Genomic DNA, 12,283 nt, shown 5'->3' on the forward strand with positions numbered 1-12,283 from the left:
AAACATAACAGTTATTAATAGATACTAAACTTTTTATAATAGTTCTTCTTAAACTAGTCGTTTTTAATTTTATGCAATATAATATAAATATCGAAAATTATTAATTTAAGTAAATCACTAAAAGGATTTAAATGAAACCATTTATACATTACATAAAACCGCTATGGTTTCCTGCCATCATCGTATCAATCCTTTCGTTACTCACTGTGGCAGGCACATTATATATACCAACGCTAACGGCATCTATCATCAATGATGGCGTACTCCGTGGCGATTTAGAAATGATCACTAACTCTAGCATGAACATGCTTGTTGTGGCACTACTAACTGTATTATCCGCAATCTTAGGTGTTGCTATGAGTGCTCACATTTCTGCCTCTATGGGCAAGGAACTGCGCAATGATTTGGTGAAAGCCTTACAATACTTCTCCCTTCGTGACTTCACGCACTTTGGTACTGGTACCATATTGATGCGCACAAGCCGAGATGTAGAGAAAATTCAATCCGTCCTCGGGGAAGGTTTAAATATGATTCTACCTATGCCCCTCATGATTTGTGTCGGTCTAGGACTTACCTTCTATAAAAGCTGGCAACTAGGACTCGTCATTCTTGCCGTTATGGCTTTTATGATACTTACCATTATCTTTATTGAAAGCCGTGCCTTACCGTCAATTAAGGCGATGCAACTCAAATTAGATGATATTACCGATCTAGTTCGAGATCACATCGTTGGTATGCCAGTGATTCGAGCTTTCAACAGAAGAACCTACGAAAACGAAAAAGAAATTAGTATTTTTACAGAAACAGCCCAACTCAATAAACGATTACGCCAAACCTTTGCCATCGGTTTACCGACCATATTAATTCTATTTAATATGAGTACCGTTGCCATTCTCTGGGTAGGCGGTTACAACGTCAGCCTTGGTTCCCTACAAGTAGGTGACATCATTGCCGTTATCGAGTACGCTAATCTAATTCTCTTGAGCATGCTCATGGCGATATTCGTCATCATCGACATTCCAGAAGCCATCGTATGCTACACCCGTATTCGTGAGTTGTTAGAACACGAAAACACAGATACATTCCCGGAACCATATAATACTATTGTAACGGCAAGTGATGATATACCACTTTTAGAGTTCCGCAATGTTACGTTCCGTTACGATAATGCGGAGTCTCCTGCGCTAGAGAATATCTCCTTTACCGTACATCACGGCGAAACCTTAGCCATTATGGGCGATATCGGATCTGGTAAAAGTACAATCACTAACCTCATCCCTCGCCTCTTCTCCATTGAGTCTGGAGATATCTTATTTGAAGGCAAATCCATCTATGAATGGAATGTAGATGACTTACGTGCTCGTATCGGCTATGTGCCACAACGAGCTTACTTATTCACTGGCACGATAGAGATGAACGTGCGATATGGTGCAGCACCAAATCAACAAATTGCCGCTCAAGATGTAGAAAATGCGTGTCGCCTCTCTAGAGCAGACGAATTTATCAATCGCCTTGAAGGTGGGTACCAATATGTGGTTGCTCAAGGTGGTACTAATCTATCGGGAGGCCAGCGTCAACGCCTAGCCATGGCTAGAGCTCTTGTGCGCAAACCAGATTTATTTATATTCGACGATAGCTTCTCCGCGCTAGACGGCACCACAGAACGTGCAGTTCGTACAGCATTGCACGAGGAATTACAAAAGGATAACCGTCCTGCTCTCATCTCCGTAGAGCAAAAAGTAAGTGCTGCTAAAAAAGCAGACCATATCTTAATCATCAATCGAGGTCAAGTAGCAGGGTATGGTACGCATGATGAATTAGCTGCAACCTCTACAGTATATAAACAAATTCTAGCATCTCAGGAGGTGACAGAATGAGCCCATTACACCGCTTCCTGATGGAGTCTAAAAGCCAATGGGGTTGGCTAGCACTACTCATCTTAGAGCTTATTACAGCAGCTATGTTTGAGGTATCAGCGCCAGTATTACTTGGCAAGGTCGTAGATGCTATTGTTAGTGGCTTACAAACAGACCAAGACATTAATACAATTTTCGCCTCCATTGATACAATCATCCTATGGCTTATTGCCATTTATGGGGGTCACGCCTTATTCACCTACTTTGGCGAATACATGATGGCCTCTATCGGTTCAAAAACAGTACTCGCTTTACGCACACGCATGAGTACTCATTTATACTCACTACCTATCGAGTACTTTCACGATCACCAACGTGGGGATTTGCTAAGCCGCCTCACCTCTGACTTAGATGCTGTTGCAGAAACCATAGGTGAAGGCGTACCTGGCCTTGTATCTGCCATTATCGGCATTATAGGTGCCACGGCTATGATGATTTGGATCAGCCCTATGCTAGGCATCTCTATCATCGCCATTATTTGTATTGGTATCCTATGTTTAACATGGCTCTCTAAACGGGCTCGTCGGGTCTATCTCAAAAACCAAAGTGCCTTAGGAGCTTTCAACAGTGGCATAGAGGAAATTGTAGTAGGAAAACCGATTATCCAAACCTTTGGTCTTGAAGAAACTACGACTAACCAAGTAAATATTCTGAACGACAATCTATTTAAAAGTATGAGAAGCGCGGCTTTCACCAGTCAGCTCGTAGAACCACTCGTTAAGTTTTTAAATCAAATCACCTATTGCCTTGTTGCAATTCAAGGGGGTCTCATGGTGTTACGAGGTTCTATTTCCATCGGTGATATCCAAGCCTTCTTCCTCTATGTAGGTCAAGTTTCGGACCCTCTATCCCGCAGTTCCTATATACTCACAAAATTCCAAGAAACTTCTGCTGCCTTGGGCCGTATTTACGAAGTCATTGATACACCATCCGAAATCGACAAGGGAAATAAAACATTGGGTGATACAACAACACATCCAGGCACAATCGATTTTGAGCATGTTGATTTTGGCTATACGCCGTCCAATGTGTTTATGAAGGATATCAACATCCACATCCCTGGTGGCTCCATGGTGGCCATCGTAGGTCCTACAGGTGCTGGTAAATCTACTTTGGTAAACCTTATCATGCGCTTCTATGACATTATAAATGGCCGCATCACCATCGACGGTATCGATATTCGCGATGTGTCTCGTGAAAGCTTACACAATACGGTAGGTATGGTATTACAAGATGCTTGGATTTTCACGGGCACTATCGCCGATAATATTGGCTACGGCAAACCAAATGCTAGTCGTGAAGAGATTAAATATGTTGCCAAACTCGCTATGGCAGATCATTTCATTCGCACCTTACCAGATGGATATGATACAGTTCTCAAACGAGGTGGCGATGACCTATCACAAGGCCAACGGCAATTAATCACCATCGCTCGTGCCTTCTTGGCGGATCCAACTATTCTCATCCTAGACGAAGCGACGGCTAACGTAGATACGCGGACCGAGGTAGAGGTTCAAAAAGCTATGAATACCCTCCTTAAGGGACGTACAAGTATCGTCATCGCCCATCGCTTGTCTACAATAAAAAATGCGGACTTCCTACTCGTAGTAGAAAACGGTACCATTGTAGAACAAGGGACACATCACGAACTGATCGAACGTGGTGGTCACTATAAAGAACTCTATGAAAACTATGCAGCAGGTATGACCCTATAGAACAAAGAGATTACTCGCTATTTAAAATTAGGCGTGATTTTGTCTTCAGATTGCTCCACAAACAACAAAAGAACCACTGATAAGCTACAACTTATCAGTGGTTCTTTTGTTTGTGCTCATATACAGCACGTTTCCTATATTCTATTCACCTTTTGGTACGAACCATAGGCCGTTGTTATTTTTTTCCATGTAGTCTTTGAATTCTTGAGAGTGGTAAGCAGCTACAATGTCTTTTGCCCATTGTGCATCTTTGTTCTTCTCGTTAACTACGACTTGTAACAACCATTGTGGTAATACATCTTCATTTGCTAATGCAGTTTTAGGATCAATTTTTGCATTATAGATGATAGCACCGGTAATAACAATATAGTCGAAATCAGTACGTACAGAAGGAATTGTAAGAGATTTCATTTCTGTAAATTTAAGATGTTTAGGATTTTCAATGATATCAGCTTGTGTTACTGTTGCTAAATCTTTGTTAGGATCAAGTTTAATCCAACCGATTTTTTGCAACAATGCATAGGCACGAGCCATGTTAGATGCATCATTTGGTACTGCAATAGTATCACCATCTGCCACTTGGTCTAAAGAGGTTTTAGAACCGCTAAAGATACCTGCTGGCACTGTTGGAATTGGAGTCAACGCTACAAGATGACCATTTTGTTTTTCGTTGAAGTTTTTCATGTATGCTGTATGTTGTTCAACGTTGAAATCTACTTCACCATCGCTCAACACTTGGTCCGCTTGTACCAAGTCAGACATATCTACACCTTTAAAGGTGTAGCCTTGTTTTTCCAAAATTGGTTTTACACCTTTTTCAAACAATTCAGAGTAAGGACCTTGAGACTTACTATAGGATAATTCTTTTTTAGCACCATTATCGCTATTGTTTGAGCCGCAGCCTGCGATAAAAGCTACGCTAAATACTAATGCCGCACCAAGGGCAAGAAGTTTCTTAAATTTCATAGTACATCCTCCTATACTTTCACAATCAATATAACCAAAATCTATGTCATCAAATCAGGAACGACGCGCACGACGTGCAAAGTAGTTACCTATTGTTTGAATAATTTGAACGAAAATAATTAAAATAACAACGGTAAATAGCATCAATGGGAAATTCAACCGTTCATAACCATAGGTGAGAGCCAAATCACCTACACCACCTGCACCAATAGCACCAGCCATAGCAGTAGCACCGATTAGACCAATAGTACCGGTCGTAATAGATAAGATAAGTGAACCCTTTGCCTCTGGTAAAAGGAAATGCCAAATCACTTCAAAATGGGATGCCCCCATCGATTGTGCAGCCTCGATAATGCCTTTATTAACCTCTAAAATAGAGTTTTCAAAGAGTCGCGCAAGATAAGGCGCAATGAATATAACAAGCGGTACGATGGCCGCCGTTGTACCAACCCGAGTACCAACAATCATCTTTGTTAATGGTAAGATAAACACCATCAAGATGATAAATGGGACGGAACGCACAATATTAACAATTGTATTTGTAATGGTGTAAACAATGCTATTTTTAACAATACCATTAGGATTTGTTACCACCAGTGTCACTGCGATAATTAGCCCTAGTACGGTACCAATGAATAGAGACAGGAACACCATATATAATGTCTGTTCTGCAGCTAGTAATAACTGTGAACCTGGCACACCAAGTTCTTGCATAAAGAAGTCCATTATAGTGCCACCTCCTGCCATTCAATGCCTTGGGTTACAAGATATTCTTTTACCTTGCCCACCTCAAGATCGTCGCCAATAAACTGAACAATAAAAATACCAAGTACTGTATGCTCTAGCTCTGTTACGGTAGCAAATAATACACTTGTTTCCAAATCAAAGGTTTTATTAATATGATATAAAACATTATCGGTCGTATTATTTCCTAAGAAGTGCATCTTAAGAATTGTATACGGTCTTTTATCACAAGCCAAGGTATGTTTCACTGTAGATGGAATTTCATCAGGAATAACAGTCCTAACAAATCGTTTCGTTGTTTCATGTTTAGGCTTACTAAACACCTCAAGTACGGAGCCGCTTTCTATGAGCTTGCCATGCTCCATAACCACAACGCGGTTACAAATCTTTTGAATTACATCTATCTCATGAGTTACGATAACTACTGTTACCCCTAGTTCACGATTAACGCGCTCTAATAATTGAAGAATAGACTCTGTCGTATCTGGATCAAGAGCACTTGTTGCTTCATCGCATAAAAGAATCGATGGATCTGTAGCCAACGCACGAGCAATACCTACACGCTGCTTTTGACCACCAGATAATTCTCCAGGATATGCATTTGCTTTATCACCTAAATCAACAAAGTCTAACAAGGTTTTAACCTTTTTATCAATCTCTGATTTAGGGACCTTATTTAGAATCAACGGAATCGCCACATTATCATACACAGATTTAGCATTCAACAAATTGAATTGTTGAAACACCATACCAATGCGCTTACGCACCTTTCTAAGCTCATTAAAACTTAGGCTATTGATATTTACGCCATCTATTTCAACATGACCAGAAGTAGGTACCTCTAAAGCATTAATCATGCGCAACAGTGTAGATTTACCAGCTCCACTGAAGCCAATTATGCCAAATATATCGCCTTTTTCTATGGTGAAGTTTACATCAGATAATGCAGTAACCTTTTGCTTATTAACGTCAAACTCTTTCGTTACGTTTCGTATAGCAATCACTGTACCACCTCTTTCCCCACATTTCAGTGGGAATTAATCTTAATTTTAAAACATATCTTTAAGATATGTTTTAATTATGTACTTAGATTACTACAATTTATAAGGACTGTCAAACAAAAAGAGAACCTTACCCATCAATAGGTTAAGGTTCTCTTTTATATAACGCTTATATTATAAGGGTTTATATCCCTATTTTTATATCTTTTACATCAAATCTAGATGATTCAGACTCTAACAAAATTAACTTATCTATATCGATTAAATAGATATAGGGATCCTAAAATAACAGGTGCCCCAATATAGAGGCCCATATTTGGTATTTCGCCTAATAAAAAGGCTGCTACTATAGCTGCCACAATCGGCGAGATATACATAAAATTAGTTACATCAGACACCTTTTCGGCATGTTCAAAGGCATAGCTCCAGAATACGAATCCTAGTGCACTGGAGAAGAATGCTAAGTACAGCATAGCAAGCTTTGCACTAATAGGTGCGGCTACAATCATATCAATAGCATGATCTGCAAATGGTAATGCCATGATGGCACCGGTAAACATGGACCACATGGCGATGGTGATAGAGTTATACCCTTTCAAGCTAAGCCCGCGATTCAGAATGTTATAAATTGCAAATAGTACCATCCCTATCAACGTCCATATGGCCCCCATAGGAATCGTTAGAGTTGAGTTCCAAAGAATAATAACCGCTACACCTACAAAGGCTGTTACGGTGAAAAGCCAACCAATAGGACGTATTCTATCCTTATAAACAAACAATGCCATCAGAGCTGTTACCATCGGAGTCAATGCCATGATAATACTCGATGTAGCTGCTGGTATTGTGCGAAGCCCTTCATTAAATACGACTTGGTAAACGAAGTTCCCCGTAGCACCTAATAAAATATATATGCCCCACTCACGCCAAGATGTAGGAATGTGTAATCCTTTGAATACACCAATAATCAGCATGAGTATAGCACCACCTACAACTCTTGCTACAGATAGGGTCAAGGCGTCTACAGATTGCAATGCCACTTTGCCAAAAGGGAACGCCGTAGCCCATACGGCAATGGTAGCAGATGCTCCTAAGATAGCTTTCATTCGATTTGTCATTAGCATCCACCTTTCTACGTAGTTCCTAAATCAATTCTATCTAAATAGTACCATAATAAGGACCTAGAATTCCAAGAATATACATCACACTATATCGAATACTTTCTATTTATTGATATGAATTTTCATTATTTAAAGATAATACAAAAATCAAAATTTCAGGAATACACCCTCACAAAATCCAATAAAAACTATATATTTACTGAATTTTAAATGATGAATCTATTATTGTGCAATTCTAAATATGAACTATTCTTACGAAAATCGCATAGCATGTATTGAAAATATATATCATTTAAAATTTGTTAAATCGAGACAAACATTGTACACTATAGGCATAGAAATCTATAGTTATATCCTTTTATGGAGGTGCAAAATGCAACATACTGCATGGAAAGATTTTAACACAGGTGTGTGGGATAAAGCCGTTGATGTACGCGACTTTATTCAAAGAAACTATATCCCCTATGAAGGGGACGATTCCTTCCTTGCTGGTCCTACAGAAAGAACGACAAAATTATGGGATCAAGTAATGAAGCTTTACGAGGAAGAACGTGAAAAAGGCGGCATGCTCGATGCCGATACTTCCGTGGCCACACACATTACTGCCCATGCGCCAGGATATATCGACAAAGACCTCGAAACAATCGTTGGTTTGCAAACTGATAAACCACTAAAACGCGCTATGTTCCCTTATGGTGGCTTGCGTACAGCAAAATCTGCTATTGAAGAATACGGCTTCAAAATGGATCCGCAAACAGAAGACTTCTTCAAAAAGCACCGTAAAACTCACAATGATGGCGTATTTGATGTATATACACCTGAAATGCGTGCCGCTCGTACAGCTCATATCGTAACTGGTTTGCCTGATGCTTACAGCCGTGGCCGCATCATCGGTGACTATCGCCGTATCGCTTTGTATGGTATTGATTACCTTATCGAAGACAAAAAAGAACAATTTAGCATCACAATGGGTGATATGCTGGAAGATGTAATTCGCGACCGCGAAGAAATCCAAGAACAAATTCGTTCCTTGAAAGAATTGAAAGAAATGGCTGCATCTTATGGTTACGACATTTCTGGACCAGCTAAAGACGTTAAAGAAGCTATGCAATGGATCTACTTCGGCTACCTTGGCGCTATTAAAGAGCAAAACGGTGCTGCTATGTCCATCGGCCGTAACTCTACATTCCTAGACATCTACGCAGAACGTGACCTTCGCAATGGCACATACACAGAAGAGCAAATCCAAGAATTCGTAGATCACTTCATCATGAAATTGCGCATGGTTCGCTTCGCACGTATTCACGAATACAACAACTTGTTCACAGGCGATCCTGTGTGGACTACTGAGTCCATCGGTGGTATGGGTACTGACGGTCGTACATTGGTTTCAAAAATGTCCTTCCGTTACCTACATACATTGACTAACCTTGGTCCTGCTCCAGAACCAAACCTCACTGTATTGTGGTCTCCTCGCATGCCAATCGGCTTCCGCCGCTTCTGTGCGAAATTGTCCATCGAAACATCTTCCATCCAATACGAAAACGACGACTTAATGCGTCCTAACTCTGGTGATGACTACGCTATTGCATGCTGCGTATCTCCAATGCGTATTGGTAAAGAAATGCAATTCTTCGGCGCTCGTTCCAACTTAGCGAAATGCTTGCTTTACGCAATCAATGGCGGCGTTGACGAAAAATTAAAGAAACAAATTGGTCCTAAATACCGCCCTATCACTTCCGAATACTTAGAATTCGATGAAGTATGGGAAAAATTCGACGACATGATGGAATGGTTGGCAGGCGTATATGTAAACGCATTGAACATCATTCACTACATGCACGATAAATACGCTTATGAAAAACTAGAAATGGCATTGCATGACCGCAAAGTAACTCGTTGGTTTGCAACTGGTATCGCTGGTTTATCCGTAGTAGCCGACTCCTTGTCCGCTATTAAATATGCTAAGGTAAAACCTATTCGTGACGAAAACGGCATCGCTGTTGATTTCGAAATCGAAGGTGACTTCCCTAAATATGGTAACGATGACGATCGCGTAGATAGCTTGGCAGCAAAAGTTGTTTCCACATTTATGAATAAGATTCGTAAACATCCTACATACCGTCAATCCGTTCCTACTATGAGCTTGTTAACAATTACTTCCAACGTAGTATATGGTACTGCAACAGGTTCCACTCCAGACGGCCGTAAAGCTGGTGAAGCTTTCGCTCCTGGTGCTAACCCAATGCATGGTCGTGATACTCACGGTGCTATTTCTTCGTTGGCATCCGTAGCAAAAATGCCATGGCGTGATAGCTCCGATGGTATTTCCAATACCTTCTCTATCATTCCTGACGCATTAGGTAAATCTGGTGAAACATTTGTGTCCGTTAGCGATTTTGATATTGAGTTAGATCCATCTCAATTGCCTAACTCCAATACAAACTTCGCATGTAGCGAACCGAATGTTACTATAAAGGAAGATAATTAACGTCTTCCATAGTATCGGACTGCTTTCACCGGCACCGATACGAGTGTTAGTCTTGGTTGAAAGGAGGCAATACCCATGAGCAACCAACAACAAGTTGATAACTTGGTAGAGTTATTGGATGGCTACTCCCAAAAAGGCGGTCATCATTTGAACGTTAACGTGTTCACTCGTGAAACATTGTTAGACGCTCAAAAACATCCTGAGTTGTATCCTCAATTGACTGTTCGTGTATCTGGTTACGCAGTGCACTTCAGCAAATTGACAAAACAACAACAGGACGAAGTTATTTCCCGTACATTCCATCAACAAATCTAATCGAGGTTTACTATGACAGGACGTATTCATTCGGTTGAAACGATGGGTACGGTTGATGGTCCAGGCATGCGCATGGTGGTTTTTCTCCAAGGATGCCCCATGCGTTGTGCTTATTGCCACAATCCCGACACATGGAATGAAAGTAGCGATGATGTTAAATTTATGACTGTTGAGGAGTTGTGGGACCAGTACGAACGTAACCGCCAATTTTATACTAATGGTGGTATCACCGTCACAGGTGGGGAAGCTCTAATGCAAATCGACTTTGTTACTGAGCTTTTCACATATTTCCGTGAAAGAAACGTCCATACCTGTTTAGATACAAGTGGAACTTGTTTTGATCCCCACCAAGAGGTGGCCTACCGTAAGCTACTCAGTGTCACTAGTCTCGTCATCCTAGACCTTAAAGAAATCGATCCTGATAAACATCTGTGGTTAACCGGCAAATCGTTAGAGCCTATTCTTGGGTTTGCACGATTGACAGCAGACGTAGAAGTTCCCATTTGGGTTCGTCACGTTGTAGTTCCTACGATTACAGATAATGCAGATCATCACTATCGTCTAGGCTTTTTCCTAGGATCTCTGAAAAACTTACAAGCCGTTGATTGCTTACCATATCACGTTATGGGTACTGCTAAATATAAGGAGTTAGGTCTCACCTATCGCCTAGAGGGCATACCGGCCGCAACAAAAGATTTAGCGGCTAAAGCGACAAGAACCGTGGTGGAAGGCATCAAGGCCTATCGACGCCATTGGTGGAGTCCCATCAAAACACAACATCAATCATAATCAAGTTTGAGGATAACTACCTCCCTTGATATATATACACATATATATTAAAAACTTGATCTATGATAGCCCTAAACAATAGAGCCGCTCCACACAACCAGGGACGGCTCTTATTGTATTTATAGATCGTTTTAATTTCTATTATTTGTACACTAATTTTTGTATGTTCAGCGCACATTTCCTTTGATAGCCTATTTATTTAATATCTATTTATTTAGATACTACATTAATTGGTTCACCTTTAAAGAATGCTTGTACATTGTCACGAATGATGCCTACCAAGCGTTGGCGTGTTTCAAGGCCTTTCCAGCCCATATGAGGTGTGATAATAACATTATCCAGTGTATATAGAGGGCTATCCTCTACTGGAGGTTCTACCTCTTGTACATCAAGGCCTGCACCTGCAATGCGTTTAGCCGCTAATGCTTCACAAAGGTCTGCTTCATTAATGAGAGGACCACGGCCAGTATTTACGATGACTGCACTAGTTTTCATTTTGCTGATAGCTTCTTTATTAATCATGTACTTAGTTTGTTCATTCAATGGGCAATGCAATGTAATATAATCACTATTTTCTAGTAATTCATCAAGACTTACATAACGAATGCCATCTCCATCAGCCTTTGGTGTGCGCGTATGAACCAAGATATTCATCCCCAGTGCTTTTGCTACTTTGATAACTTCCATACCGATGTGACCAGCACCAACAACCCCTAATATTTTACCATTCACTTCTGTGTGGCTCACTTGTAAATATTTTGTGAAATTACTGCGATCTCCTTTAGCGAGCATGCTAATTTGTTTCTGCATGGTAGATGCAAAATTGAGGATCATCATGATTACCGTATGTGCCACGCGTTCAGTACTGTACGCTGGGATGTTGCACACAGTGATGCCTCTTGCCTTTGCTGCATTAAGGTCGATATTATTATATCCTGTACCCGCTTCTACGATGAGTTTTACAGTATCTGGGAATTGTGAAAGCAAATCAGCATTAACAGGAAGCTCTTTTGTTACTACTACACGAGCACCTTGGATACGCTCAATAAGCTCTTCATTTGTACTATTATCATAGACCTGTACATCACTAGATAATACAGAAAAATCTAATGCATGGTCATAATTCATTTTACTTGCATTTACCACTACTACACGTTCGCTCATGAGAACCTCCTACATAGCTATTAAATTTTATAGAGTATACATAATGCCCAAATCTAGGGGTACA

Annotated in this window: 10 protein-coding genes; 5 read left to right on the plus strand and 5 right to left on the minus strand. The window is 40.5% G+C overall.

Annotation, left to right across the window (positions count from 1 at the left end):
• Positions 1-131 precede the first annotated feature (131 nt).
• Entirely contained in the window at positions 132-1,877 is a 1,746-nt protein-coding gene (locus LKD20_RS06060) for an ABC transporter ATP-binding protein (RefSeq protein WP_227721178.1), read from the plus strand.
• Positions 1,874-3,631, plus strand: a complete 1,758-nt coding sequence (locus LKD20_RS06065) for an ABC transporter ATP-binding protein (protein WP_227721179.1) — start codon at positions 1,874-1,876, stop codon at positions 3,629-3,631. The genes LKD20_RS06060 and LKD20_RS06065 overlap by 4 nt, the downstream gene beginning before the upstream one ends.
• A 141-nt stretch (positions 3,632-3,772) precedes the next feature.
• On the opposite strand, the gene LKD20_RS06070 is transcribed toward LKD20_RS06065, so the two are convergent.
• The 4 genes from LKD20_RS06070 to LKD20_RS06085 form a co-directional block, all read right to left on the minus strand.
• Positions 3,773-4,597, minus strand: coding sequence for a MetQ/NlpA family ABC transporter substrate-binding protein (locus LKD20_RS06070; RefSeq protein WP_005387707.1), 825 nt, complete (start codon positions 4,595-4,597; stop codon positions 3,773-3,775).
• A gap of 54 nt (positions 4,598-4,651) precedes the next feature.
• Positions 4,652-5,323, minus strand: a complete 672-nt coding sequence (locus LKD20_RS06075; protein WP_005381510.1) for a methionine ABC transporter permease — start codon at positions 5,321-5,323, stop codon at positions 4,652-4,654.
• Positions 5,323-6,345 (minus strand): methionine ABC transporter ATP-binding protein, encoded by a 1,023-nt coding sequence (locus LKD20_RS06080; RefSeq protein WP_227721180.1) that lies wholly within the window; start codon positions 6,343-6,345, stop codon positions 5,323-5,325. Before LKD20_RS06080 ends, LKD20_RS06075 begins: the two co-directional genes overlap by 1 nt.
• A 245-nt stretch (positions 6,346-6,590) precedes the next feature.
• The gene (locus LKD20_RS06085) at positions 6,591-7,457 is read right to left on the minus strand and encodes a DMT family transporter (RefSeq protein WP_039969551.1); all 867 of its coding nucleotides are present in this window, start codon (positions 7,455-7,457) and stop codon (positions 6,591-6,593) included.
• Positions 7,458-7,833: 376 nt separating this feature from the next.
• Between LKD20_RS06085 and pflB the strand changes: the two genes are divergently transcribed.
• The 3 genes from pflB (at position 7,834) to pflA (ending at position 11,055) form a co-directional block, all read left to right on the plus strand.
• On the plus strand, positions 7,834-9,951 hold the full coding sequence (gene pflB, locus LKD20_RS06090; protein ID WP_227721181.1) for a formate C-acetyltransferase: 2,118 nt from the start codon (positions 7,834-7,836) through the stop codon (positions 9,949-9,951).
• A gap of 75 nt (positions 9,952-10,026) precedes the next feature.
• Entirely contained in the window at positions 10,027-10,266 is a 240-nt protein-coding gene (grcA3, locus tag LKD20_RS06095) for an autonomous glycyl radical cofactor GrcA3 (RefSeq protein ID WP_024066082.1), read from the plus strand.
• Positions 10,267-10,278: 12 nt separating this feature from the next.
• Positions 10,279-11,055 (plus strand): pyruvate formate-lyase-activating protein, encoded by a 777-nt coding sequence (gene pflA, locus LKD20_RS06100; protein ID WP_227721182.1) that lies wholly within the window; start codon positions 10,279-10,281, stop codon positions 11,053-11,055.
• A gap of 210 nt (positions 11,056-11,265) precedes the next feature.
• Here the strand turns inward: pflA and LKD20_RS06105 are convergent, their stop codons facing one another.
• Positions 11,266-12,219 (minus strand): 2-hydroxyacid dehydrogenase, encoded by a 954-nt coding sequence (locus LKD20_RS06105; RefSeq protein WP_227721183.1) that lies wholly within the window; start codon positions 12,217-12,219, stop codon positions 11,266-11,268.
• Between the last annotated feature and the right edge of the window lie 64 nt (positions 12,220-12,283).

The organism is Veillonella fallax, from assembly GCF_020687175.1.
Classification (GTDB): Bacteria; Bacillota; Negativicutes; order Veillonellales; family Veillonellaceae; genus Veillonella; species Veillonella fallax.

Coding starts and splice junctions, on each gene's coding strand:
- LKD20_RS06060 (WP_227721178.1), top strand. CDS start 132: ATGAAACCATTTATACATTACATAAAACCGCTATGGTTTCCTGCCATC.
- LKD20_RS06065 (WP_227721179.1), top strand. CDS start 1,874: ATGAGCCCATTACACCGCTTCCTGATGGAGTCTAAAAGCCAATGGGGT.
- LKD20_RS06070 (WP_005387707.1), bottom strand. CDS start 4,597: ATGAAATTTAAGAAACTTCTTGCCCTTGGTGCGGCATTAGTATTTAGC.
- LKD20_RS06075 (WP_005381510.1), bottom strand. CDS start 5,323: ATGGACTTCTTTATGCAAGAACTTGGTGTGCCAGGTTCACAGTTATTA.
- LKD20_RS06085 (WP_039969551.1), bottom strand. CDS start 7,457: ATGACAAATCGAATGAAAGCTATCTTAGGAGCATCTGCTACCATTGCC.
- pflB (WP_227721181.1), top strand. CDS start 7,834: ATGCAACATACTGCATGGAAAGATTTTAACACAGGTGTGTGGGATAAA.
- grcA3 (WP_024066082.1), top strand. CDS start 10,027: ATGAGCAACCAACAACAAGTTGATAACTTGGTAGAGTTATTGGATGGC.
- pflA (WP_227721182.1), top strand. CDS start 10,279: ATGACAGGACGTATTCATTCGGTTGAAACGATGGGTACGGTTGATGGT.
- LKD20_RS06105 (WP_227721183.1), bottom strand. CDS start 12,219: ATGAGCGAACGTGTAGTAGTGGTAAATGCAAGTAAAATGAATTATGAC.